Annotated in this window: 22 protein-coding genes; 9 read left to right on the top strand and 13 right to left on the bottom strand. The window is 58.5% G+C overall.

Annotated features, from left to right (window positions below; genetic code table 11):
- Window positions 1-14: 14 nt before the first annotated feature.
- The 6 genes from DWY03_RS05990 to DWY03_RS05965 all read right to left on the bottom strand — a co-directional run bounded on the left by DWY03_RS05990 (window position 15) and on the right by DWY03_RS05965 (window position 4,056).
- Window positions 15-731 (bottom strand): DUF554 domain-containing protein, encoded by a 717-nt coding sequence (locus DWY03_RS05990; RefSeq protein WP_197032801.1) that lies wholly within the window; start codon window positions 729-731, stop codon window positions 15-17.
- Between the two features lie 118 nt (window positions 732-849).
- Window positions 850-2,280, bottom strand: a complete 1,431-nt coding sequence (locus tag DWY03_RS05985) for a hypothetical protein (RefSeq protein WP_117840166.1) — start codon at window positions 2,278-2,280, stop codon at window positions 850-852.
- Window positions 2,281-2,298: 18 nt separating this feature from the next.
- A complete protein-coding gene (locus DWY03_RS05980; RefSeq protein WP_117563505.1) occupies window positions 2,299-2,580 on the bottom strand; it encodes a hypothetical protein in 282 nt (93 codons plus the stop codon).
- A complete protein-coding gene (locus DWY03_RS05975) occupies window positions 2,564-3,163 on the bottom strand; it encodes a hypothetical protein (RefSeq protein ID WP_117563504.1) in 600 nt (199 codons plus the stop codon). The genes DWY03_RS05980 and DWY03_RS05975 overlap by 17 nt, the downstream gene beginning before the upstream one ends.
- A gap of 90 nt (window positions 3,164-3,253) precedes the next feature.
- Window positions 3,254-3,763, bottom strand: coding sequence for a hypothetical protein (locus DWY03_RS05970; protein ID WP_117647479.1), 510 nt, complete (start codon window positions 3,761-3,763; stop codon window positions 3,254-3,256).
- Complete coding sequence (locus DWY03_RS05965) at window positions 3,760-4,056, bottom strand: hypothetical protein (RefSeq protein WP_117563502.1); 297 nt, start codon at window positions 4,054-4,056, stop codon at window positions 3,760-3,762. The genes DWY03_RS05970 and DWY03_RS05965 overlap by 4 nt, the downstream gene beginning before the upstream one ends.
- Window positions 4,057-4,402: 346 nt before the next feature.
- Here DWY03_RS05965 and DWY03_RS05960 point away from each other — a divergent pair, with 346 nt between their 5' ends.
- From DWY03_RS05960 to DWY03_RS05950, 3 genes are read left to right on the top strand one after another with little or no spacing between them, the layout of a single operon-like run.
- Window positions 4,403-6,004, top strand: coding sequence for an FAD-binding oxidoreductase (locus tag DWY03_RS05960; RefSeq protein ID WP_117840165.1), 1,602 nt, complete (start codon window positions 4,403-4,405; stop codon window positions 6,002-6,004).
- 2 nt (window positions 6,005-6,006) lie between these two features.
- A complete protein-coding gene (locus DWY03_RS05955; RefSeq protein ID WP_117840164.1) occupies window positions 6,007-6,822 on the top strand; it encodes an electron transfer flavoprotein subunit beta/FixA family protein in 816 nt (271 codons plus the stop codon).
- Window positions 6,823-8,028, top strand: coding sequence for an electron transfer flavoprotein subunit alpha (locus tag DWY03_RS05950; protein ID WP_117840163.1), 1,206 nt, complete (start codon window positions 6,823-6,825; stop codon window positions 8,026-8,028). It abuts the gene before it with no gap.
- On the opposite strand, the gene DWY03_RS05945 is transcribed toward DWY03_RS05950, so the two are convergent.
- Window positions 8,025-8,837: an HD domain-containing protein gene (locus tag DWY03_RS05945; RefSeq protein ID WP_117840162.1), complete on the bottom strand. Its 813-nt coding sequence runs from the start codon at window positions 8,835-8,837 to the stop codon at window positions 8,025-8,027. The two genes, DWY03_RS05950 and DWY03_RS05945, sit on opposite strands and share 4 nt — an antisense overlap.
- A gap of 126 nt (window positions 8,838-8,963) precedes the next feature.
- Between DWY03_RS05945 and DWY03_RS05940 the strand changes: the two genes are divergently transcribed.
- The 4 genes from DWY03_RS05940 to DWY03_RS05925 all read left to right on the top strand — a co-directional run bounded on the left by DWY03_RS05940 (window position 8,964) and on the right by DWY03_RS05925 (window position 12,474).
- Window positions 8,964-9,656, top strand: a complete 693-nt coding sequence (locus DWY03_RS05940; protein ID WP_117840161.1) for an AzlC family ABC transporter permease — start codon at window positions 8,964-8,966, stop codon at window positions 9,654-9,656.
- Entirely contained in the window at window positions 9,646-9,969 is a 324-nt protein-coding gene (locus tag DWY03_RS05935; protein ID WP_035137063.1) for an AzlD domain-containing protein, read from the top strand. Before DWY03_RS05940 ends, DWY03_RS05935 begins: the two co-directional genes overlap by 11 nt.
- A 150-nt stretch (window positions 9,970-10,119) precedes the next feature.
- Complete coding sequence (locus DWY03_RS05930) at window positions 10,120-11,142, top strand: 2-keto-3-deoxygluconate permease (RefSeq protein WP_117840160.1); 1,023 nt, start codon at window positions 10,120-10,122, stop codon at window positions 11,140-11,142.
- A gap of 189 nt (window positions 11,143-11,331) precedes the next feature.
- Window positions 11,332-12,474 (top strand): GGDEF domain-containing protein, encoded by a 1,143-nt coding sequence (locus DWY03_RS05925; RefSeq protein WP_117774092.1) that lies wholly within the window; start codon window positions 11,332-11,334, stop codon window positions 12,472-12,474.
- A gap of 98 nt (window positions 12,475-12,572) precedes the next feature.
- On the opposite strand, the gene DWY03_RS05920 is transcribed toward DWY03_RS05925, so the two are convergent.
- The gene (locus DWY03_RS05920; RefSeq protein ID WP_117840159.1) at window positions 12,573-13,508 is read right to left on the bottom strand and encodes a DMT family transporter; all 936 of its coding nucleotides are present in this window, start codon (window positions 13,506-13,508) and stop codon (window positions 12,573-12,575) included.
- A 99-nt stretch (window positions 13,509-13,607) separates the two neighbouring features.
- The gene (locus tag DWY03_RS05915) at window positions 13,608-17,354 is read right to left on the bottom strand and encodes a phosphoribosylformylglycinamidine synthase (protein ID WP_117840158.1); all 3,747 of its coding nucleotides are present in this window, start codon (window positions 17,352-17,354) and stop codon (window positions 13,608-13,610) included.
- Window positions 17,355-17,538: 184 nt separating this feature from the next.
- Between DWY03_RS05915 and DWY03_RS05910 the strand changes: the two genes are divergently transcribed.
- On the top strand, window positions 17,539-19,101 hold the full coding sequence (locus tag DWY03_RS05910) for a cation:proton antiporter (RefSeq protein WP_117840157.1): 1,563 nt from the start codon (window positions 17,539-17,541) through the stop codon (window positions 19,099-19,101).
- Between the two features lie 420 nt (window positions 19,102-19,521).
- Window positions 19,522-20,763, top strand: coding sequence for a Fic family protein (locus DWY03_RS05905; RefSeq protein WP_117774095.1), 1,242 nt, complete (start codon window positions 19,522-19,524; stop codon window positions 20,761-20,763).
- 127 nt (window positions 20,764-20,890) lie between these two features.
- Here the strand turns inward: DWY03_RS05905 and DWY03_RS05900 are convergent, their stop codons facing one another.
- Genes DWY03_RS05900 through DWY03_RS05885 form a run of 4 tightly spaced genes read right to left on the bottom strand, consistent with a single transcriptional unit; the run spans window position 20,891 to window position 24,808 of the window.
- On the bottom strand, window positions 20,891-22,372 hold the full coding sequence (locus DWY03_RS05900; RefSeq protein WP_117840156.1) for a hypothetical protein: 1,482 nt from the start codon (window positions 22,370-22,372) through the stop codon (window positions 20,891-20,893).
- Window positions 22,369-23,028 carry a TIR domain-containing protein gene (locus DWY03_RS05895; RefSeq protein WP_117840155.1) on the bottom strand — a complete coding sequence of 220 codons (660 nt, stop codon included), beginning with the start codon at window positions 23,026-23,028 and terminating at the stop codon, window positions 22,369-22,371. Before DWY03_RS05895 ends, DWY03_RS05900 begins: the two co-directional genes overlap by 4 nt.
- Window positions 23,028-23,702 carry a hypothetical protein gene (locus DWY03_RS05890; protein ID WP_117840154.1) on the bottom strand — a complete coding sequence of 225 codons (675 nt, stop codon included), beginning with the start codon at window positions 23,700-23,702 and terminating at the stop codon, window positions 23,028-23,030. The genes DWY03_RS05895 and DWY03_RS05890 overlap by 1 nt, the downstream gene beginning before the upstream one ends.
- Entirely contained in the window at window positions 23,702-24,808 is a 1,107-nt protein-coding gene (locus DWY03_RS05885) for an SPFH domain-containing protein (protein WP_117774286.1), read from the bottom strand. Before DWY03_RS05885 ends, DWY03_RS05890 begins: the two co-directional genes overlap by 1 nt.
- Between the last annotated feature and the right edge of the window lie 2 nt (window positions 24,809-24,810).

Below are 24,810 nucleotides of genomic sequence, written 5' to 3'. Positions count from 1 at the left end.
CTGCGTTGATAGATTTAGAACAGGAGGGCGTAGATGACGGCGATGACGACGGAGGGAAGCATATTGGCCGTGCGGAAGGTCTGAGGACGGATGAGGTTGACGCCGACACAGAAGATGAGCATGGAACCTACGAGCGAAAGGCTGTTGAGGGCAGCTGTGGTCATGATGGGGGAGAGCGCGCCGGCAAACAACGTGATCGTCCCCTGGAACACGGCGACGGGCAGGGCCGAGAAGATGCAGCCGCGGCCAAGCGAGGCCGTCATGGTGCAGACGATGATGCAGTCCAGTGCGCCCTTGAGGGCAAGCGTTGACCAGTCGCCGAGCAGACCGTCCTGGATCGATCCCACAATGGCCATGGCGCCAATGCACACGGTGAGTGAAGTCGAGACAAAAGCGTTGGTGAACTCGTTATCGCCCTCACTGCCAGTCTTGCGCTTGAGCCATTCGCCAAGGTTCTCGATGGCGGCTTCCAAGTTGACGGCCTCGCCGATGAGCGAGCCGAGCGCAAATGAGACGATGAGCATGGTGGTACCGGTGGTCGCTAGCGCCTTTCCATCGATGATGAGCATCTTTTGCATGGTGCCGCCCAGGCCGATAAACAGGACGCACAGCCCCGATGCTTTCATGAGCGTGTCTTGGATGCGCGGTGTAATGAAGCGGCCGCCCGCTAATCCCAAAAGACCGCCCGCAACTAAAAGCGCAACGTTGATGATTGTTCCCAAGCCCGGCATGAGCCCTCCTGTATTGATGCCAACGTGGCAATCGTAGCAGAACGAAATGCGAGGCACATCGCGACTCATCTAATACGTTATATAAGTGGTATTAGGAATGATGCGCAGCATTTAAGCCTCAGGTGGTTGTCGGGACATAGGGGTAGTAGTCAAAGCGCAGTGTCATAAGCCGCTGCGGGGATTCAATAGCCGCGGCGATGATATTGGCATCGCGGGCACGATCAAACCCTTCGAGTTCGATCTGATACGAGACGTCTTGCATAATGTCCAGACGTCGCCAGGCTAGAAGTGTGTCGCCATCGAATTCCAAGGTCTTGCCTCCGTCTGGGGCAACGGCGTATAGACGCAGTTTAGCGGTGGTTGCAGGGTCGACAACCGTGACCTTTTTAATTTCGTTTCGAGTATTCTTGGCGCCCAACAAGGTGAGCAGTGTTGGGGCCACGACCTCGCCCGATGGCAAAAAGACGACTTCGATGGATTCGGGAAATGCGATGATGGCCGACTTGCGGACGGGCTGATTGGCGGCGGCAACTTCGATGTTTGCAGCATCGATGACCTCTGTGTGGTCGAGGGCGGCAAGCACGCAGCAGTTACCTTCATCGATCTCCTGAGGATCAGCAAGCCCCAGACTGTCCGCGAGCTCGGGATCGTTTGGACCGGTAGCGGGCTCATTCGGTGCTTCGAAAGAAGCTGGGACGCTGTTTGTCGGCGACGGCGTGTCGCCCGCACCTGCTTCTTTGTCCGTGCTCTCTTCTTGTATGGTTGCGTTGATGGGTTCGTCGTTTGAGGGGAGCGTCTTGGCGTCAAGCGCGGAGGGGACAATCCCGACGGCTCCGGATCCGTTCCACTCCATCTCGAGAAGCGCCGGGTCGGCAAGAATGCGTTGCCTGCCTAGCGTGTGGGTATCGATCGCAATAGGGCCTGCCTCCGTCCCGCGCGTAAGGCTGAGCGATCCGGCTGGCTTCTCGAAATGAATGTCTGTGTCTTCGGTGCTGGCGGCGTAGAACAGCAGGGATGCTTCTCCCGCCGCGATGGCATCGGTGCCCGCCTTGGTCAGCCGCAGCGATGCCGTGAATGAGAGGGTGGGCTGCACATCGTCTGCATTCGCGGCGGCGCAGCCCAGACATATACCGCCTCCTTTCTCGAAAAACGCACCGTCGAAGGCGACCTTCGCTCCGTTCGCCGAGTCATCGACCGAAGCGATATCGATGCGCAACCCCAAATCGCACGGATCGCCATCTGCATCGAGCACAACCGAGCGCCACGTGCAGACGGCGCACCCCGCCTGGGAGCCGTTTGCCTTGTTCGAACGATTGATATCCACGACTATCGAGCCGTCCGTATTACGACGAAGGCATCCCGAGGTTGAGATTGCGGCCTGTGCGAACGAAAAACGCTTGCACGCAATGGCGCTCGACGGATTTGGTGCGGAGCTTAGGGCTGCTGGTAAGGAGTCTGCCATGACGGGAGTCGCCCAAGCGGCGACAGGCGTTCCGGTTGCGAGCGCGCCGCAGAGTGCGACGACGGGCAAAAGGTTCTTCGATGCCATGGGGTCTCCTTAGCTAATTTAGTGCGGCCTGTCCGTGTTTCGTTTCTGGCTGCGTTTGATGTGCAGACCGAGGCCGGCGGTTCCCGCGCCTGCTGTCGTGGCGCCTGCTGCCAAGAGCCATCGTCTGTCGTCTGTCTGTGCCAACGGTTCCTTGCAGTTGCCGCGGTCGAGCTCCGAGAGGTCGACCGTCACCTGCGTGGCGGCCTGCGCCTGTTCTTGCTGGGCAAAGGCCATGGCTGGCCCAAACGCTAGGATACTGACGGCGGTGGCCAGGGCGACGGCCTTATGCCGTGTGCGCACCGGGCTCGACCGTCCAGGTGATCGTTGCAACTTGATCGCCTTCGCCGGTTACGCGGAAGATGTCGCGCGTGACGCGGGCGACGTTTCCGCTTGTCTTGAGCTTAATTTTGTCCGTGCCGCCGGCAATGCCCTGGTAGCCCATGTCGAAGGCTGCATTCTTGGAAAGATCGAGGCCCGTCTCCTGCATTGCGGCGCTGGCGTTCTGGAGTGCGCCGTTGGGGCCGACCTTAAAGTCGATGGAATTCTGCGCGGTTCCGGCCTTGGCGTCGGCGGCAATGGTCCAGGTGTTCATGGCGTCGATCTTCATGTTGGTGACATGGATGCCGTAGGCCGAATGATTGTCGATGGTGGTCGCGTCTTCTGAGGGGCCCTGAAGCGTGCCGTCGGCCTTGGCGACGAAGGGAATAACCGTCGGAACTTTGAACTCTACGTTGTCGATCTCGGTCCTGACCATTACTTTTGTGGTTCCAACGCGCCCGGCTGCCAGAGCTGGCGTCGGGGCGGCGCCCATTGCGAGCGAGAGCGCGAGCCCTGCGCCCACGACGAGCGCTCTGGCTCCGTTCATGTTCCTGGTGATGTCCATGGTCGTTCCTTTCTATTCGCCGCGGGCCGTCCCCGCGATGATTGGACGAATGCTGGTGAATTGCGTGCGGTGCCGCGTCGGTCGAAAAAGCTAGTTCTCGGCTTGCTCAACCCGTACCTTGACACGTGTCGGATTGCCGTGGCTGTCGAGGGTCTTGGCATCGAGTGCCTGGATCTCGATGTATGCCTCGCCTTCTTTGATGTCGCCGGCGGGGCACGTCTCGATTGTCTTGCCGGTCTCGACCACACCGGATTCGTACATGGTCTCGTCGTTTTGGATGACGCGGAATCGCTGGGGAAATTTATTGTCTTGGACGTTTTGCACGTTGACGCGCAGCTTGCCGTCCTCCTGTAGCTGAGCGACCGGCGCGACCGAAATCGTCATCATGTTGTCGCGGACGATGGCATCGAGCTCATCTTGGATTTCTTGTCGCGATTTACCCTCTGCCGTCGTGACTGAGGCGCCCGCTTCGGGCACGGGCTGCGACTGCCAGGCGTATAGTCCTACGGCGACAAGGGCGCAGACGATAGCCAGACAGACAACGACGAGTTTCTTGCGACGCCCCAGTCCTGCGAGGCGGGGCGGCTTCTTCGCACTCATGCGGCGTCCTTGGTGGTGTAGACACGTGCGAACGTGGACGGGTCCGCTCCAAAGAGCATGTGAAGCATCAGGCGGCGCGAGTAGATGAGCTCGTCAAAGTCGTGAGGGAGCTCGATGTCGTGGATACGCGCGATGTGGTGGGCGAGCGCCGAGAACGACTCGGGGTCGCAGATAACATCGGTGGTGACGTGGTAGACCGCCGTTTCGGGGAACGCCTCTTCGTCGAAAGGCAGGAGATAGGGATCGTCGTCGACCTCGATGGCGACGCCGTACTGGGGCCAGTAATATGCCATGGGAACCTCCCTGCTTCTGGGGCCAAAACTTCTATCGGTTTTGGCTGTCGACGCCGACCGTATCAGCCGCTACTTGACCAATTTCTGACCAAATGCTTGACGGATTGACATCTCCGCAGGTAAAAGATGGAAATAATTACTTCAACTTTTTTCGAGCGACAATCGAGCGGTCGGCGACGGCGGGGCGATATTTGTCAAAAGCATCGTCTGCCGAGGAAATCCAGCCGCTCGCCGAATTGCGCAAACGTAAAAATCGCCAATTATGGAGACGGTTTCGAACACGTCGACGAAACGATGCGGTAACATCTCCCTGCAAACACTGTAGTTAGATAAAGGGGGAGTTCGCGTGTCTGCAACCATCAAACCCTTCACCGACGAGTTCGAAGAGTATGGCCGCGACGAATCTCGCGCATCGGGCGAAGCATCGAGCATCTCGTTTCCGACAACGGAAGACGAGGTCCGTGCCATTTTGGAAACGCTCCATGCCGAGCGTGTCCCGGTAACGGTTCAGGGCGCCCGAACCGGCCTTGCCGCCGGTGCCGTGCCCCACGGTGGGCATATCCTCAATACTTCCCGTATGAATCGCTACTTGGGCCTTCGCCGCGATGAACAAGGCCAATTTCTGCTGCGCGTGGAGCCGGGCGTTGTGCTCTCGGAGCTGCGTAAGCAGCTGAGCAAGAAGGTACTGCCGACCGCTGGTTGGGACCAGGCATCGCTTGAGGCCTACGAGGAGTTCCAAGAGTCCCCCGAGCAGTTCTTTCCCACCGATCCCACCGAGGCATCTGCCTGTCTGGGCGGCATGGCGGCATGCAACGCCTCAGGCGCCCGCAGCTACGCTTACGGTCCCATGCGCCCGCATATCACGGGACTCCACGTCGCGCTGGCTGATGGCGATTTGCTTGAGCTTCAGCGCGGCGAGGCTTTTGCCCAGGACCGCCACCTGTCGCTCGTGACGGCAGCGGGCCGTACGCTCGAGCTCGATCTTCCCGGCTATACCATGCCCGAGACAAAAAATGCCTCAGGCTATTTCGTTGCGGACGATATGGACGCCATCGACCTCTTTATCGGCGCGTGCGGCACGCTCGGCGTCATTACCGAGCTCGAGATCGCCCTGCAGGCGGCACCTTCGGTCGTATGGGGTGTGAGTTGCTTTTTCGATAGCGAGGACAAGGCGGTGTCCTTTACCGATTCCGTGCGCCCTGTCCTGTCCCATGCGGCTGCCATCGAGTACTTCGATGCTGGCGCCCTGGATATTCTACGTCGCCAGCGCGAGCAGTCGACGGCGTTTGCCTCGCTGCCGGCGCTCGACGACGAGGCAAAGGTCTGTGTCTACGTGGAGCTCGACTGCGACGACGAGGCGCAGGCGACCGAGGAGCTGTACCACCTGGGATGGGTGCTGGAGCTTGCGGGCGGCCGCGACGATGCGACATGGGTCGCCCGCACCGAAGTCGATCGCGAGTGCCAGCGGTTCTTCCGCCACGCGGTGCCTGAGAGCGTCAACATGCTTATCGACGAGCGCCGCCGCACGGATCCCACTATCACCAAGTTGGGCTCGGACATGTCGGTGCCCAATGCATGCCTTGCCGATGTCATGGCCCTCTATCGCCGCACGCTGGCCGAAAGCGGGCTTGAGTCTGCTGCCTGGGGACACATCGGGAACAACCATCTGCATGTGAACATCCTGCCGCGCGATGCGCAAGACTACCGTCGTGGTGGAGAACTCTTTGCCCAGTGGGCTTCCGAGGTCACGGCCATGGGCGGTGCCGTTTCTGCCGAACACGGCGTCGGCAAGATCAAGGCGGGCTTCTTGGAGACGATGTACGGCCACGAGGCCATGGTCGAGTCGGCGCGTCTCAAACTCCAGCTCGATCCTGCCGGCCAGCTGGGTCGCGGCAACCTGTTTACGGAGAAGCTCTTGGATGAACTCGTTCAGAAAGGGGGCGCGTGAAGATGAGTGATTTCCATATGGTGGTGTGCGTCAAGGCGGTGCCCGGAAGCACCGAGGTCAAGATGGACCCCAAGACCAATACTATCGTGCGTGATGGCAAGCAGGCGGTCATTAATCCCTTCGATGCAAGTGCCCTCGAATGTGCGCTAGCGCTGAAGGACGACTTTATCGGCTTTGGCATGGACGTGCGTGTGACGGTGGTGTCGATGGGCATCCCCGCGACCGAATCGCTGCTGCGCGACTGCATCGCCCGCGGTGCCGACGACGCGCTGCTGCTGACCGACCGAGCCTTTGCGGGCGCCGATACCCTAGCCACCACCTATGCCCTCAAATGCGGCATCGAGGCACTCGATGAGGATTTTGACCTGCTCATCTGCGGCAAGATGGCAGTGGACGGCGATACGGCCCAGATCGGCCCCGAGCTGGCCGGCGCCTTTGGGGTCCCCTGCGTGACCGACGTGAGCTGTGTGCAGAGCGCGGGATTTACGACGTGTGGCTCGCTGGCGCTCGTTCACGGCTGCGATGCCGGCGAGGAGACGGTGTACCTGGAGATGCCGTGTGCGATGACGACTGCCAAGGAGATTGGCCAGCTGCGCATGCCGAGTATTGCCGGTATTCGCGCGGCCGAGGATGCAGACGTGCGCGTGGCCAGCGCTGCCGACGTAAACGCCGACCCCTCGCGTTGCGGCCTTGCCGGATCACCGACGCAGGTCGTGCGCTCGTTTGTGCCCGACCGTGACCAAACGTGCGAGGCCGTCGAGGGAACGGCGTCCGGGCAGGCGGTAAAACTTGCCAAGATTATTGAGGGGATGGCATAGATGAGCGGGCTGATTATCGATAGCGAAGCCTGTATCGGCTGCGGTCGCTGCGTTCGCGCCTGCGCCTCGGGCGGCATTGTGGTGGAGGGCGAGCGCCCCAATCGCTGTGCCCGCGTAACCGACGGCTGTATCCTGTGCGGCGGGTGCGTCGACGCCTGCCCCGTCAACGCCATCTCGATCGAGCGCGACGAGGCCGCCGGCGCGGTAGACCTTGACGCATATCGAGACATTTGGGTCTTCGTGCAAACTGACAAGCACGATGCCGTGGCATCCGTGGCCTTCGAGCTCATGGGCAAGGGACGCGAGCTTGCTGATGCCCGCGGCTGTCGCCTGGTGGCACTGGTCGGCATGAGCCCCGAGGGCTCGCTCGAGGACCTCGAACACCTGGTTTGTGCCGGCGCGGACGAAGTTCTGGTCTGTCGTGACGAGCGCCTGCGTCAGAACGACGCGGAGGTCTATGCTCGCCTGATCTACGATTTGGTGGCCGAGCGCAAGCCCGAGGCCATTCTGTACGGCGCGACCGCGTTTGGCCGCGAACTGGCACCCGGCGTTGCCGTGCGCCTGCAGACGGGCCTTACGGCTGATTGCACGGTGCTTTCGGTGGATACGGAGACGGGTCTGCTGCAGCAGACGCGCCCGGCGTTTGGCGGCAACCTGATGGCCACCATTATCTGCCCCAACCACCGTCCTCAGATGGCAACGGTGCGCCCCGGCATCTTTAAGGCGCCCGAGTTTGACTATAGCCGCTCCGGCACGATTACCCAGGTAGTGCTTGCGGATGACGTTAAGGCCCGCGTCGAGATCTCGATTCCCGCCGAGGAGTGGGGACAGCAGGCCTCAATTGCCGATGCCGAGCGTCTGGTCGTGGTGGGCCGCGGCATCGGCTCCAAGAAGAATCTGCCCCTGATGCGAAAGCTCGCCGATGCCCTGGGTGCCGAGCTTGGTTGCACGCGTCCCATTGTGGAGGCAGGCTGGTTGGAGTATCGCCACCAAATTGGCCAGACGGGTGTATCGGTCTCGCCCAAGCTCCTCGTGAGCATCGGTGTCTCGGGTGCTATCCAGCATCTCGCCGGCATCGGTGGGGCGGAGTGCATTGTTGCCATCAATGAGGACCCGGATGCCCCCATCTTCGGTGCCGCCCAGTACAAGGTCGTCGGCGATGCCGTTGAGATCGTTGAGGAACTGCTGGCTCAGCTCGAGTGCTAAGCGCTTGCCAGCCAGCGGCGCAGCTCGTCCTTAAGGCGGCTCCAGGTTGCCTGCGCGGCGGGGTCGGTAAAGGGTCGCGTAATGCCAAAGGGCGCGTCGAGCAGGCGATAGATATCGCCTTGCTCGCGCGCCAGTGCACGGCTTGCCGGATGGACGAGCTCAAACATAAAGCAGATGAGCCCCACCAGGTAGTCCGCCGGCTCGTTGCGCTCGTCACGCGCGACGCAGCGATGCTCGTCAAAGGCGGTAAGCGCCGGTGTCGAGAAGTGGCTGGCGAGAAACGTGTCCTCATCCACCTTGAGGATGGTGTCGACGGTGCTGTCGGCGATGGTGCGCATAATGTCAATCTTGTCGCCATCGCGCACGATCTCGCAGAAGCTCCGTGTACGGGTGTCGAGTTCCGTGGGCAGGCGAAAATCACTGTGGTGGGCGATGCTCGCGCGGATCAGTTCGTCCTCTGCCGGGTCATCGATAAAGTCGCGGATGCTCGTTACGGCGGGTGCATCGGCGGGATTCTCGCCAAAGAGGACCTCGATGCCCAGCGCTGCATGGCTCATGCTCTCGGCGTCCTTAAAGGTGTCCCAGCGCCGCAACTGCTCAAAGCGGCCCATATCGTGTAGCAGGCCGCAAAGCCATGCCAGGTCAATATCTTCTGACGACCAGCCCTGCTCGCGCGCTACGGCATCGCATGCCTCGGCCACGTGGTACGTATGCTCGATTTTGAGCGCGATGCGTGGGTTGGTGGCGTCGTAGGCATCGGTGTAGCTTTTGAAGGCCGCGCGCGCCCGGTCTCGATCGATAACTGTCATAATGACTTCCTAAAAAGTTGTGTCTTTCGATCCGGTGGCAATTGTAGGTGAACTTTATTGCCACCGGTTGATATTTCTGCTGCGTTGCAAGGCGCGCTGCAGACGAATTACCAGAATGGGAGTGGCATGGTCCTTAGGATCTTTAAAATCGTCTGGCCAGTGATGCTTACCTATGTTGCAATAGGCGCGCCGTGCGGAATGATCATGGGGCAGACGGGAATGGAGCCCTGGATGGTCTTTGCTCTGAGCAGCACGTTTGTGACGGGCAGCGGCCAGTTTATGATCTGCAACCTGTGGCTGGCGGGCGTGCCTGCAGCATCGATCGTCGCGAGCGTCGCCGCCATCTCCTCGCGCTTTGCGCTTTACTCGGCATCGATCGCACCCCATCTGGCGGGCGCCTCGAAGCGTCAGACGCTGGCTGTTGCCGCGACACTTACCGAGGAGGCATATGGCATCTCGCTTGCCAAGTTGGTTGAAGGGGAGGATTGGGGCCCGCGCGAGTCCTTTGTGCTCAACGTGATCCTTATCGCAACATGGGGCGTATCGTGTACGACGGGCGCCATCGTCGGCGCCGTTGTCGATGTTCCCACCGCTATTGCGAGTTTCGTCTGCACGTCGCTCTTTATCTGTCTACTCTTTTCGCAGCGGTTGTCGCGCGGCAACGTTGTCGCGGCGGTTTCGGGCGCGGTGTCCGTCGCCGTATGCAAGTTCTTGGGCCTCATGAATATTACCGTGCCGGCAAGCGTCGTGGTCGGCATTGCCATTGCGCTGGCGTGCGATGCTGTATTTGACGGAAGAGGTGCCCGCGATGCCCGTTAACGAGTTCTTGGTTCTGTGGCTGTCGTCGTGGGCTGCTATCGCGTTCTTTCGCATCGCGCCGGCGTTCGCCTTGCGCGGGCGGACCCTGTCGCCCCGTATTACCGAGGCCCTGGGCTATATCCCGCCCGCTGCCTTTGCCGCGCTGGTCGCCAACGACTTGGTGAGTCCCGGCGCGTTCGACGCGGGGCTCTGGCCTGCCTTGGTTCCCTGGATTGCGGCCGCCGGCGTCGTGGTCGTGGCGGTCAAGACAAAATCGATGCTGTGGTGCTGCGTCTCGGGCATCGTACTCTATATCGTCTTGAGCCTTATATAGGGGTGGCGTCGCGGGCGCCGAATCTCGTTCCATCCCAACTTGTCGAGTTTTTCACCGAGCTGGTCTATTTCTTCTGGTACCATGGTCAAACTTTACTGTAGCAAAGCGTGACGTGGGCTTTTGTATCCCGTCAGCGGAAATGGGGGTTTCATGGCACAGGAAGCAACCACCAACGAGCAAAAGAAATTCAAGGTCCCGCGCATCCCGGGCGACATCATGATTTATCCGATGATCGTCGGTCTTTTGCTCAACACCTTCTGCCCGCAGGTTTTTGAGATCGGCGGATTCTTTACGGCTGCCTGCCGCGGTGGCTCCAATACCATTGTCGCCGCGATCCTGCTGTTTGTGGGCGCCGGCATCAGCTTTAAGTCCACGCCGGGTGCCATCAAGACCGGTATCGTCGTGCTGATCCCCAAGCTGGTCGTCGCAGCGGCTCTCGGCCTGGGCGTGGCATATTTCTTTAACGACAACTTCCTGGGTCTGAGCTCCGTGTCTATCATCGGCGGCATCACGTTTTGCAACATGGCGCTCTATACGGGCATCATGGGCGAGTTCGGCGATGAGTCCGAGCAGGGCGCCGTCGGTATCCTGTTCTTTACGGCTGGCCCCGCCGTCACGATGATCATCCTCGGTGTTTCCGGCCTCGCCAACATTCCCATTGGCACCATTATCGGCTCCATCTTGCCACTCGTTATTGGCATGGTTCTGGGCAACCTGTTCCCGTTTATCAAGAACCTGCTGGTTCCCGGTGCCAATCCCGCGATTGCCGTCATCGGATTTCAGCTCGGTGCGTCCATGAGCCTGTCGAGCTTTATCACCGGCGGTATTTCCGGCATTCTGTTGGGCCTCATCACCCTCTTTATCGTTGGCCCCATCACCTTTGCCTTCGAGCGCTTGTGCGGCGGCAACGGCAAGGCCGCCGTTGCTTGCTCCACCATCGCCGGCACGGCTATGACCACGCCGGTTGCTCTTGCTGAGGTCGCGCCGCGCTATGCCGAGCTTGCGCCCACCGCGTATGCGCAGATCGCCACCGCCGTCATCATCACGGCCATCATGGCCCCGATTCTGACCGGCTGGGTCGATAAGAAGTTCTGCCACGGCGAAGAGGATCTGTCGGTCGAAGGCGTCGAGGCTATTGAGGAGGCCGTCGCGACCGACATCGACGGCGAGTAATCGTCGACGCGAGTCAATCAAGCCGGCGTGTGCAATTCGCGCCGTATGGGCGCCCGAACGAGAGCTGTCTTGCAGTGACGTTCGGGCGCTCTGCTATTATTCCCTATACCCCTGCGGAGTAGGGGTGTTTATTGCCCAGGCACGAATCGGGCGATTCTGACCACTTGGATATTGAAGGGATGGCGTCTAGTGGTTAAGGCACTCAAGATCGAGATATTCCTGCTATGCATGATTGTTCTTATCGGGCTTGCCGCGCGAAGTCGCCACTCCTTGTTCTCGAGTACCCAGCAGTTATTGTTTAGTACGCTCGGCTACACCTCTGCCGCGTACATGTTATTCGATATAATCTGGACGCTTTCGGACGGTGTGGGCGGCACGCTGGGCATTGCTGCCAACTGGATTTCCAACGCGGTTTCGTTTTCGCTCTTTGCCGCCGCGTGCCTTATTTGGTTTATCTATTCCGAGACGGTGCAGGGTTCTCGCCTTTTGACCGCGCGCTCTAGAGTGGCGCTTGTAACGCTGCCTGCGGCGCTGGTAGTCGTACTGGCGTTTTCGAGCTACTGGACGCATGCCCTGTTCTATATCGATGCGCAGGGCGCGTATCGTCGTGGTTTTGTCTATATGATCCAGCCCATCGTCAGCTACTGCTACGTTATATATACGTCCCTGCATGCGTTTATACAATCTTGCAAGGTCGAGAGCCTACAAAAGAAGGCCATCTATCAAACCTTGGCATTTTTCGCCATTCCGGCCCTGGTAGCTGGTGTCTTTCAGGTCTTTTATTCGGGTCCTTGCCTTAGTGTCGGCATCATGTTAAGTATGTTGCAGCTCTACATTGTTTGCCAGGAGCAGATGATCTCGACCGACCCGTTGACCGGTCTCAACAATCGCAACCGCTTTGAGACCTATATGCTGTCGCTCTTCTCGAATATGGATCAGGCCGAAGATGTGTATCTGCTCATGATGGACGCTGACGGCTTTAAGCAGATTAACGATCGCTATGGACATGTGGAGGGCGACCATGCCCTCCAGGTCGTATCTGCTACGCTCAAAGAGGTCTGCTCAGCGTCTGGTGGCTTTATCGCACGTTATGGCGGCGATGAGTTCGTGGTGCTTCAAAAGGCAGCGGCGGAGCAGGACATCATGGACCTGTGTTCGGCGATTAACGACGAGCTCGCTCGTGCCGAGGTGCCGTATGCATTGCGGATGTCCATTGGTTACGCGCGGGTCGGCGATAGTGTTGATACCTGGCAAGACTTACTTCGCGCTGCCGATGCGGAGCTCTACCGCGTCAAGGCCGAGAAAAAGAAAGCCGGCGTTCAGATACGCTAGAAAAAGGGGCGCACGCTTGCGTGCGTGGCGGCCCTCAGCTCACCGATGTACTCCAATAAGCTAAAGTGTGCGAACAACCTCTCAAAAAAGTGAGCTCGCTAGGCCTTTTTGGGTTTGTTGACGATGATGATGCCGCCGCAGACCAACAGCAGGGCAACGATGACGGTAACGGGGCTCGTGCCAGCGCCCTCGCCGAGCAGCAGCGCGCTCAGCAGCACGCCAAAGACTGGGTTCATAAAGCCAAAGACCGAAACGCGGCTTACGGGGTTGACGGCAAGCAGGCGCGACCACAGCGAGTACGCGACCGCGGAGATAAGCGCCATGTAGATGATGAGCGCGATGGCGGGGGCAATCGCTGTGGGGGAGAGCGTGCCGCCCATCAAAAAGCCGATGGCGGTGAGGACCAGGCCGCCGACCAAGAACTGCCACCCGGCAAGCAAGACGCCGTCGTGCTCGCGCGAGAAGATGCCGATCAGGCAGGTCGAAAGGGCACCCGCGACGGTGGAGGCCAGGATAAAGCCCTCGCCGTCGAGCGTAAAGCCAAAGGTACCGTCCGCGCCCGAAAGGTTGACGAGCGCGACGCCGGCAAAGCCCAGTACGCAGCCGAGCACCTTGGCCGCATCGAGCTTTTCGGTGTGAAACGCCAGGGCGGCAAAGAGGATGGCCAAGAAGTTGGCGCTGGCCTCGATGATGGAGCTCGACATGGCGCTGGCGCGCGAGAGTCCCAGGTAGAAAAAGAAGTACTGCCCGATAGTCTGGAAGAGCGACAACGTGAGGATAGACTTGATATCGCGCGCTTGCGGAACGAGCGGGCGGCGCTGGGCCACGCTCATGCCGACAATGACCAGCATGCCGGCAAGGGTGAAGCGCAGACCCGCGAAGAGCAGCTGCGAGGCGCTGTCGTGCGCGGGAATGCCAAAGAGGCCGTAGCCGATCTTGATGCAGGGAAAAGCCGACCCCCAGAGCGCGCAGCAGACGAGGCAGCCCAGGATGAGCCCGGGCAGGGTGGCGAGATACGGCTTGCGGCTTTCCATGATGTCCTTCCTGTATGCGCGAAGCAAAAAAGAACCCGCCACCGGGCGTGCCGGTGGCGGGTGTTGTTACCCGAGGGGATTGTACCCGATGGGATAGCTTTAAGCGAAGTAGGCCACGCCGCTCTCAAAGATCGGCATGAACTTATCGCCGGGGACATGCTCGGGCACGTTGCGGTACAGGTTGTCGCCGCGGCGCTCGGCATGACCCATCTTGCCCAAGACGCGGCCGTCGGGGCTCGTGATGCCCTCGATGGCGAGTGCGGAGCCGTTGGGGTTGACGGAAAGGTCCATGCTCGGCTTGCCGTCCTCGCCCACGTACTGCGTGGCGACCTGGCCGTTGGCGATCAGCTGGGCGAGCACCTCGTCGTTGGCGACAAAGCGGCCCTCGCCGTGGCTGATGGCGACGGTGTAGGGGTCGTCGAGGCTGCACTGCGACAGCCACGGGGACAGGTTGGACGAGATGCGGGTGCGCACCAGGCGGCTCTGATGGCGACCGATGGTGTTGAACGTCAGCGTGGGTGCATCCGGCGTGGCGTCGACGATGTCACCGTAGGGCACCAGGCCGAGCTTGATCAGGGCCTGGAAGCCGTTGCAGATGCCCAGCATCAGGCCGTCACGGGCCTTGAGCAGGTCGCGGACTGCCTCGGTGACCTCAGGAGCGCGGAAGAACGCCGTGATGAACTTGGCGGAGCCGTCGGGCTCGTCACCGCCCGAGAAGCCGCCGGGGATCATGACAATCTGGCTTGCACGGATGCGGCGGGCAAGCTCGTGGGTGCTCTCGGCGACGGCCTCGGGCGTGAGGTTGTTGATCACGAAGGTGTCGGCCTCGGCACCGGCTGCGCGGAAGGCACGGGCGCTATCGTACTCGCAGTTGTTGCCGGGGAACACGGGGATAACCACGCGCGGGCGGGCGATTTTGGCGCCGCCGTACACGTGGATGTCCTTGGCGCGGAAGTCGATGGTCTCGACCTCGGGGGTCTCGCCGGCGCTGCGGTAGGCGAAGACGCCCTCGATGCCGCTCTCCCAGGCCTCCTGGAGCTCGGAGAGCTCGATGACCTCGGAGCCGGTGTCGATGACATAGCCCTCGACGGTGGTACCCAGGGGCTCCACGACAACGCCGTCGGCGACCTCGGGCAGCTCGGCGTCCTCGGCGAGCTCGACGATAAAGCTGCCGTAGAGCGGGGTGAAGAGGCTCTCCACGTCCACGTCCTCGGCAAGTTCGATGCCAATCTGGTTGCCGACACACATCTTAAAGAGGCTCTCGGCGCCGCAGCCGTAGCCGGGCGTAGAGACGGCCAGGGCGTCACCGGTGGCGGTGAGCGCCTCGACGGCGTCAAACGCGGCGAGCAGCTGCTGGGCGTCGGGGCGGTAGTCCTCGCCATAGGTGGCGGGGGTGATGCGGACGACGCGGTGCGTGAGGCCCTTGAACTCGGGCGAGACGGCGCGGGCCGCCTTGCCCACGGCGACAGCGAAGCTGATCAGGGTCGGAGGAACGTTGAGCTCGCCGGCTTCGTCCTCAAAAGAGCCGCTCATGGAGTCCTTGCCGCCGATGGCGCCGGCACCCAGGTCGACCTGGGCCATAAGGGCGCCCAGGACGGCTGCCATGGGCTTGCCCCAACGCTCGGCCTCGGTACGCAGGCGCTCGAAGTACTCCTGGAAGGAGAGGTAGGCGCGCTTGTGCTCAAAGCCGGCGGCCACGAGCTTGGCGATGGACTCGACCACGGATAGGTAGGCGCCGGCAAACTGGTCGGCCTCCATCAGGTAGGGGTTGAAGCCCCATGCCATGGCGCTTGCCGTGGTGGTCTCGCCGTCCACGGGGAACTTGGCGACCATGGCAGAGCTCGGAGTGAGCTGCGTCTTGCCGCCAAAGGGCATGAGCACGGTCGCGGCACCGATGGTGGAGTCGAAGCGCTCGGAAAGGCCCTTGTTGGAGGCGACGTTGAGGTCAGTGACAAGCGAGGTCATGCGCTCGGCAAGCGTGGCGCCGGCCCAGCTGGGCTGCCACACGCTGCGGGCACAGACGTGGGCGACCTGGTGCTTGGGCGCGCCGTTGGAGTTGAGGAACTCACGGGACAGGTCGACGATGGCGACACCGTTCCAGGCCATGCGCATGCGCGGCTCGGCGGTAACCTCGGCGATAACGGTCGCCTCGAGGTTCTCCTCGGCGGCGTAGCCCATGAACTCCTCGACGTCACCGTCGGCGACGGCGCAGGCCATGCGCTCCTGGGACTCGGAAATGGCGAGCTCGGTGCCGTCCAGGCCGTCGTACTTCTTGGTCACGGTGTCCAGGTCGACATACAGGCCGTCGGCAAGCTCGCCCACGGCGACCGAGACGCCGCCGGCGCCAAAGTCGTTGCAGCGCTTGATCAGGCGGCAGGCGTCGCCGCGGCGGAACAGACGCTGCAGCTTGCGCTCGACCGGGGCGTTGCCCTTCTGGACCTCGGCACCCGAGGTCTCGATGGACTCGGTGTTCTGGGTCTTGGAGGAGCCAGTGGCGCCGCCGATGCCGTCACGGCCGGTGCGGCCACCCAAAAGGATGATCTTGTCGGTGGGGGCGGGGCACTCGCGACGCACGTGGTTTGCCGGGGTAGCGCCCACGACGGCGCCGACCTCCATGCGCTTGGCCACGTAGCCGGGGTGATAGAGCTCGTTGACCTGACCGGTGGCAAGGCCGATCTGGTTGCCGTAGCTGGAGTAGCCGGCGGCGGCGGTGGTCACGAGCTTGCGCTGCGGAAGCTTGCCCTCGAGCGTCTCGGAGACGGGGACCGTGGGGTCGCCGGCGCCGGTGACGCGCATGGCCTGATAGACATAGCTGCGGCCCGAGAGCGGGTCGCGGATAGCGCCGCCCACGCAGGTGGCGGCACCGCCGAAGGGCTCGATCTCGGTCGGGTGGTTGTGGGTCTCGTTCTTAAAGAGGAACAGCCAGTCCTGGTCCTCGCCATCGACATCGACCTTCACCTTGACGGTGCAGGCGTTGATCTCCTCGGACTCATCGACATCAGTCATGACGCCGGTCTTCTTAAGGTACTTGGCGCCGATGGTGCCCATGTCCATGAGGCAGACGGGCTTGGCGTCGCGACCGAGCTCGTGGCGCATCTCCATGTAGCGGTCGAAGGCCTGCTGCACCACGGCGTCGTCGATCGTCACGTCATCCAGGACGGTGCCGAAGGTGGTGTGGCGGCAATGGTCGGACCAGTACGTGTCGATCACGCGGATCTCGGTGATGGTGGGGTCGCGATTCTCATCGCGGAAGTACTGCTGGCAGAAGGCGATGTCCGCCTCGTCCATGGCAAGACCGCGCTCGGAAATAAAGGCGGCAAGGCCGGCCTCATCGAGCTCGCGGAAGCCGTCGAGCACTTCGACGGGCTGAGGCTCGGGGGTCTCCATGTACAGCGTCTCGGGCAGGTCGAGCGAGGCGATGCGCGCCTCGACGGGGTTCACCACGTAGTGCTTGATGGCCTCGATGGCGGCTTCGTCCAGGGCGCCCGAGATCATATAGACCTTGGCGGAGCGCACGGCGGGGCGCTCGCCCTGGCTGATGAGCTGCACGCACTCGCTGGCGGAGTCGGCACGCTGGTCAAACTGGCCAGGCAGGAATTCGACGGCAAAGACGGCGCCGTCGCTTGCGGGGAGCTCGTCGTAGGTCACATCGACCTGGGGCTCGCTAAAGACGGTCGGCACGCAGGAGCGGAAAAGCTCCTCGTCGATGCCCTCGACGTCGTAGCGGTTGATGATCCTCAGGGCCTCGATGCCCTTGATGCCGAGAATCTCGGTCAGCTCGCCCTTGAGCTGCTGAGCCTCGACGTCGAACCCGGGTTTCTTCTCCACGTAGATACGAGAGACCATTGGTTCCTGCCTTCCTGATCGGTTGGGCGTACGGTACGGTATGCGGCAGCGGTCGGTTTGCGGGGCCTGCCCTGCGGTCGCCTTGAGCCACATGTTTGTAAACCTCACTATGATACGACAGCTCGCGGCGCGTAGAGGACGGCGAGGGTGCTACAGTGAAGCGCAAACAAGAGAAAGGCATCACATGGCATTCGTTTCGCTCGCCATCATCGCACTCGTGGCCTTTGCAAGCCCCTTCATCGCTTCGGCGATTCCTGGAAAACCCGTTCCCGAAACGGTCTTTTTGCTCGTGTTCGGCGCGGTGTTGGGACCTCATATGCTTGGCGTCATCCATGTGGATGCCGAGGTCTCGCTTGTGTCAGAGCTCGGTCTGGCATTTTTGTTCCTGCTTGCCGGCTTTGAGATCGACCCAAAGAACATCACGGGCGTCGAGGGGCGCTACGGTATGGCCACGTGGGTTGTCACATTTTGTATCGCCTGGCTTGCCGTGCGCTTTACCCCGTGGTTCTCGGTCAGCCATTTCGACGGTATCGCCGTGACGCTCGCCTTGACCTCGACGGCGCTTGGAGCGCTCATGCCCATCTTGCGCGAGCGGTTGCTTGCCGGAACGCGCGTCGGTGATTCGATTCTCGCCTATGGTACGTGGGGCGAGCTCGGCCCCGTGCTCGCCATGTCGGTACTGCTGTCTGCCCGCACGGGTATCGAGACGCTGCTGATCTTGGGCCTGTTCGCCGTGGTGTGCGTGCTGCTTGCCGTGGTCCCCAGCCGCTCCAAACGCGTCGGCAGCCGCTTCTTTGCGTTTGTCGAGGAGCGCGCCGATACCACGTCGCAGACCTTCGTGCGCCTGACGGTGCTTATTTTGGTCACGCTCGTGGCGTTCTCGGCCATCTTTAGCCTCGATATCGTGTTGGGCGCTTTTGCCGCCGGCTTCGTCCTGCGCTATATCATCCCCGAGGGCAACCATACGCTTGAGACCAAGCTCGACGGCCTGGCCTACGGCTTTTTGATCCCGGTGTTCTTTACCGTGTCGGGCGCAAAGATCGATCTGACGGCCGTGGTGTCGCGCCCCGGGCTGCTCGTGGGCTTTATCGTGGCGTTGTTGATTATTCGTGCCGTACCCATTCTTATTTCTATGAGCATTTGTCCTGCGACGCGCGATGTGTCGGCGTATGGTCGCATTACCGTGGCCCTGTACTGCACCACGGCGCTGCCGATCATCGTTGCCGTGACGAGCGTGGCCGTCAACGCGGGCGCGCTGTCGCAAGATATTGCGTCGGTCATGGTTGCCGCCGGTGCCATCACGGTGTTCTTGATGCCGCTGCTCGCGCAGCTCTTCTACCGCGTGGTCGATGCCGCGCCGGTCGCCGCCGTGGCAGAGGTTGCCGAGCATCCTGCCGAGGCACTCGATATCCTGCGTGCCCATCACGATTTGGCGAGTCTGCTCGCACGAGAGCACGAGCTGCTGACCTCGCATGGCCATGGTCGCGTATTCGAGGGCCTGCCTACGCTCGATACGATTGCCGAGCGTCTTTCCGCCGAGGCGGCGAGCGGCCACATCGATGCCCGCATCGTGGACGCGGCGCATCTTCTTGCCGATAAGACCTATGGCGACGAGATAGATCCGTCCGAGCTCACCCCGCGTGAGCGTCGCCGCCTAGAGCGCGCCAAGCTCGCTGTGCGCGAATACCGCCGCCGCATGCTGGAGCTCTATGCGCGCGAAGAAGCCGAAGACGACGACGGTAAGTAGTCGATACTTTCTCGGGGAAGCCGCGTCCCGCTTTGAAGGCTCGGAACGGGATGTGGTTTCCGAAACGGGGGCCGTTGGGAAGCTGTGTCCCGGAATGGGCGCTCAGAGTGGGATGCAGTTTCCGCGAGAGGCTCGTTAGGGAAAGCGCATCCCATTCTGAGCCGGAATTATGGGACGCAGTTTCCTTTTCGAATAGAAGGAGGTGCGCTGCCTGCGGTTGATGCAGACAGCGTGCCTTCTTGCATAAAGCTCTGCTGAGGTTTGAAATTAGCTCGCTATGTAAAAAAGAACCCTTAATTCCCAATACTTCAAATTCTGAAATTAGACAATGCATTTCTTGAGTCTTAATTGCAAATATCGGATATATTCGAAATAATGAAAGACGATTAAGCTATTTGATTTCAAAGGAGCGATGAAGCGATGGCGTACAAGACGCTCGAAAAACTCTTTTATGCAGATCCAAGCTCCGATCGTTATGCTTGCCATGACGAGCTGCTGCGCGAGCGCCTTACTGCCGACGGCACGGTGCGGACTGGAATTCACCTTGAGCATGGTGAACTGTTCGCTTGTGTTCCTTTGAACCTGTCCGTTGCTAGCGAGCGGATCCTCAGAAAAGAGCGAAAGATTTCCAACCTGTGGAACAGCTTGCCTTATGTGGCTTTGGGGGCCTCGATTCGTTCGCTGGTGCTTGAGGAGGTTGTTTTCAGCAACGAGATGGAGGGTGTGCACAGCACGCGGCGCCAGATTGAAGCGGCGCTGGAGTCTGCGGAGGATGCTGCGGCCGAACTTTGCGGTGCCGCCGAAAAGGAGCACACTCCTTTTATTGAATTCGCTCGCCTCTACCTTCAGCTGGTGGATGGTTCAAGTCGTCCCGGCAAACCCGAGGATATTCGCGAGATTTTCGATGCCGTCACTAAGGGCGTGCTTGACCCGAAGGACCGTCCGGATGGCAAGATGTTCCGTTTGGGTCCCGTTGTGATTGAGAACAGTCGGGGCAAGATTCTCCATCAGGGTGTTTCCTCGGAGCCCGAAATCATTGACCTCCTTGGCAAGATGATAGAGTTGGGCAATCGCGAAGATGTCCCAAGCCTCTATGCAGCCTCAATCTGCCATTTTCTCTTTGAGTATATTCACCCCTTCTATGACGGTAACGGGAGAACGGGGAGGTATCTTCTCGCGTTGAGCCTGAACGAGACGTTGTCGCAGCCTACGGTGTTGTCGCTCTCTAGGACGATTGCTGAGAATAAAACCGCATATTACAAGGCGTTTGACGTGGTGGAGAGGCCCCTTAACGGTAGCGAGGCTACTCCGTTTGTTGCAATGATGCTTGATTTGGTCGAGCAAGCGCAAGATGCCGTTCTGAGCGATTTGGCCGAAAAGCGCGTACAACTCGATGATCTCAAGCGGGCGATCGATGAACTCGACGATACGTTTACCGAAAGGGCAAAAGATATTCTGTTTTATGCGGCACAGATGCATATCTTCGGTGCCTTTGGTGAATCTACGCTTGATGGTGTGTCGGGCTATCTCGATGTGACAAAGCCGACAGCGAGTAGGTCATTGTCGAGCCTAATCGCTGCCGGATATTTAGAAAAGGTGTCCGCAAGGCCGCTCGTGTGCAAGATGACGGTGGCGGGACTTAATCTGCTCGGGCTAGAGTGAACATCGGTTATCAGACAAATGAACACTCCGAGCGTTTGCCCGCCATTCCTCCATGGTGTGAAATCGCTCTTATCCCATTGAGGCGCCTTTGAGGTCGCCAATGGACTGTTGCGGCAAGCGGTGAAAGCTATGATTCAATTTCGTTCGACACGTACGCCATGAGTTCATCGTCTAAGGCCTTCAAAGAGTCTTTGATTTCCCGCCTGCGCGCGCGGGCCTGTTCTATTTTTGTGTCACATTCTCGTTTCGCTTTGAATTCGAATGGACTGAAGAAAGAACGTCTGCTCTTAAGCTCTCGAAGTTCGTTCCCCAAACGGTCAAATTCATCTTCGAGCGCTTGTTTTTGCGACTTTTTAACAGGATTATCTAACCAATATTTGGCTTGGAGCTCTGCTTCTTTTTCAGCGCGCTCACGTTCCTTCTTCTTCTCGGGGTCGTATTCGTCACGCTTTGCCATGTCCTTTTCTAACTGTTCTCTCCGAAGCTGCTTTGCCTCATCGCTAAGGAAAAAGCCGTCGTTTGTTATTTGTTCGCTGGAGTGTCCGTAGTATCCGTAGTATCGGCGATTTGTTCGAACTTTGATACATAGCTCCTCGAGACTGCACAATATGCCCCAGCATCTTAAGAGCATCTCGTCTGTGGCAGTACCTTGTTTAGTGACTTTATTGTCAAAGAGGTCGATAGCTAAGCGAGCCGCTTTTATGCAACTATCGTACGCATCTATGCATAGATCAAAAGCTTCTTTTTCGTTGTCATAGTCGAAATCATCTGTCGCGTAGTAATCAAATACACGGACCTTGTTCCACCGTTCCGACCATGTGGAGCAGCCGTTGACCGCAGACTTTAGGATCGTGATTGCAGCATTGTAATACATTGATGAAATGCTGCGCGCTGCAAGACCGGAAAGGTCTTCGGTAAGGGCGCCGAGGAGATCTTCGATATTCTCGGGTATCTTGGCACTCTCCCCCTGCTCTTTGCTGAGCCTCTTTACGGCAGCCGTTTGTAATTCGCACAAGGCCTCTATATTTTTCCATTGGAGTTCACGCGACTGTAGGTGACGAATGAGCCCCGATTGAATTAACTCTAGATTCTTCGCATTCGGTAGATTTGCAAGTTCCTGGCAGAAATAGTCTATCTCAGAGTTTGCGATAGCTCGCAAATGCTCAATGAAACCTATCGCTATGTTTAGCGCGGTGTTTATCTCATCAAAATCTGATGGGGCTCGATTTAGCAGCTTTAGCATATTAATGCATGCTGCATTTGATTCCGACAAGCGATCGTTGTCAAACGTGAGCTGCCAGTCTATCGCTTTTGCCTTTATTGACCATGCCTCGGCGTTCTTAAGATCAATCTCGAGGGCCATGGAGGCATATTTCTCAGCATCAGCGTTGTTACCGGCTTTTTGAGCGGTTCTGGCCAAGGCGAGATATCGATCGACATCTTCAGTGCGGTCTGTTTTCACTGTGCCTTCGACTTGGACAACACCTTCGACCATCATTTTCTTTGCGGTTTCAAGCGTATATTTCATTCCACAGCTTTGACAGACGAAAAAGTCTCCATCCTTGATAATCTCTGTGCTACCGCAGAGCTCGCATTGTAGCGCTTTCATTTCGATTGCTCCATTTCATACCCCTTGCTGTTCATTTCCCGTATTAGTTTCTGCTTTATCTCAAAAACGTCTTCCTTGTAAGGGAGATATAAGATGCCGTTTATATCGGACGGTTTTTCTATTGGTGGGTCGGCTTCTTTGAGAAGGATCGCGGTCCTAGACCTGCCGAATTTCATCAGTAGCATCCCAAGCTCCAAAACTACGTTCTGGCGAGCTCTTGGCTGCGGTCGATCCTGTTTATTCTTTGGATAGCCTATGTCGTCCGGGGTCATAAGTACTATCCCGAAATTAGCGCAAGGGATGTATTCCATTAGTTGTTCGATTACTGTTCGGCCCCCTATAGGCTGATTATCGAGAAAAATAGGCTCGAGATTTAACTCTTCGAGAAGACGTTGGAGTTGGTTTCGTGCGGTTTTATCGTGGCCGTAAACAACGAAAACTTTGTTGTTTGGTTCATCAATGATTTCATCTTCGATGGCTTTTCGGACCTGATCAGCGTTATTTCCTTGACAAAAGAAGCCGCCGCTGTCGTAGACATATACGGCTGTTCCACTCTCGAGCTTTATTCGATAGCCAATAGTTTTGTATCTCCGGGTCGTTTTTACTGGAATTTCTTTTGAAATAAGAAGCGAGATTATTTTATCCTTATCGATCATTAGCTGTCCTTGCTTGCTTTAACCAGTGCTGCTCTTTGCCTTATCAATGAAGTCATGCGCAATATTTTCGAGTTCGCGCCTTCGATATCGTTTGATTCGATTGATTGCGATAGATCACGAAGTGCGCTCGATATTTCGTCTTCAACTTGAGCGCTTGCTTCACAACTGGCGGGGTCGGCAAGGCTTGAAGTTTCCAAGAAGCTGGTCATTGATGCGCGCAACTCTGAAGGTGATTCATCTAGAAGCAGTCTTAGCTGAAGTTCAAGGTTCTGCATGGATTGCGATTTGCTTGAAATTTGGTTTTCAATGGTAGATGCGTGAGATTCGGAAGCGCCTGTTGCGAAGAGCGTGGCTGTCGCAGCGCTTGCTAGCAGAAAACTGAGAATTGGAATTGCTGGAAGCGCCTCTGTTTTTAACGCGGACCCTAGTATGCCTAGCAACAATTGGACTGCAAACGATACGCCAATAACAAGTATCTTTGAGATACCAAATATCTTAAGATTCTTTTGGGGTCCAAATAACAAGGTTGAAACCACCAGGGCGAGCATGACCAAAGAGAATGCGCTCTCAATCCAAAAAGTGGTTGAGGGTCCAAATAAAAGTATTGTCACGCTTTCGATAGCTATGAAGAGGGCTACGGGGATTGCTGCAATATATGCCTGTGTGTTCTTCATTATGACCTCCGTGCTCCGCACTCGGGACAGAACTTCTCGGTTCCAGAGAAGCGATATCCACATTCGGAACAGAACTTTGCAGCACTTTGCTGCGAATTGGTATCCGCAGGGATGGGCTGCGTCGCGGACGTGCCGGTGGCTTGTGAGAGTGCATCGGTCATAACTGACCCCATGGTCCCGCCGACACCGGCCATTACGCCCAGACCAATTCCCATGTTTGCGTATTCGCCAGTCGCTTCGTTTTGGGCCATCTTTTCGGCAACATCGAAGCTGCGTTCCTGTTGATAGGTATAGCCTTCGATTTGCCGTTTTTCTGCGCGCGCTTTTGCGGAGATTACGGTGCGCTGCGCCGCAGTTTCTTGTTCGATAATGCTGACCTGTTGTTTTATCTGTGCTTCGCGTACGTCGGCATATTGCTTGAAATGGAGGTCCTTAAACTTCTCGTATACCGGATCACCTTCGGGTTTGACGATGGCGGTGACCAGCATTTGCGTTAATGAGAGGCCGTATGCGGCAAAGTCGGGAAGCAGCTTGTTCTTAAGCGAGTCGGATAACTCTTCAAGGTGTGCATCAAGTTCGAAAATGGAGAGTTTTTGTTCGGTAATTACTTGTGCCAGATGAGTTTTTACTCGAGTTTGCAGGAAAGCTTTGAAATAGCTGATCAGCTTGTCCTGGGAGAGCAAAGCTTCGGTTCCAACAAGCTTGAGAAGGAGCCTGCGGGGCTCTTTTACAGCAAGAGCCATCTCTCCGGACGCCCCGAGCGAGAGCGGAAATCCATAAGTCGGTTCCATGAACTGAATCTTGGAATTGGTTCCCCAGCGTATGCCCATCTGCTCGATGAGGTTAACAAAGTAGACTTCTGAGTGAAACGGGCTGACACCACCGGTCGTTATCTTCGAAATGCCGTTCAGTAACGGTAGATTTTGAGTCTCAAGTTCATGCCTGCCTGGTCCAAACGAATCCAGGGCCTGTCCATTAAGGAAGAAAATTGCTTCTTGGGTCTCGTGAACAATGAGTTGCGAGCCCGTATTGAAGTCTTCTGAGGGGTGTTTCCAGATAAAAGTTTGGTTATTGCCCTCATATTTGATGACATCCGTGATGCTCATAG

Origin of the sequence: Collinsella sp. AF23-2 (assembly GCF_003459245.1) — a bacterium.
Classification (GTDB): domain Bacteria; phylum Actinomycetota; class Coriobacteriia; order Coriobacteriales; family Coriobacteriaceae; genus Collinsella.
This window is presented reverse-complemented; position numbering and strand designations above follow the sequence as displayed.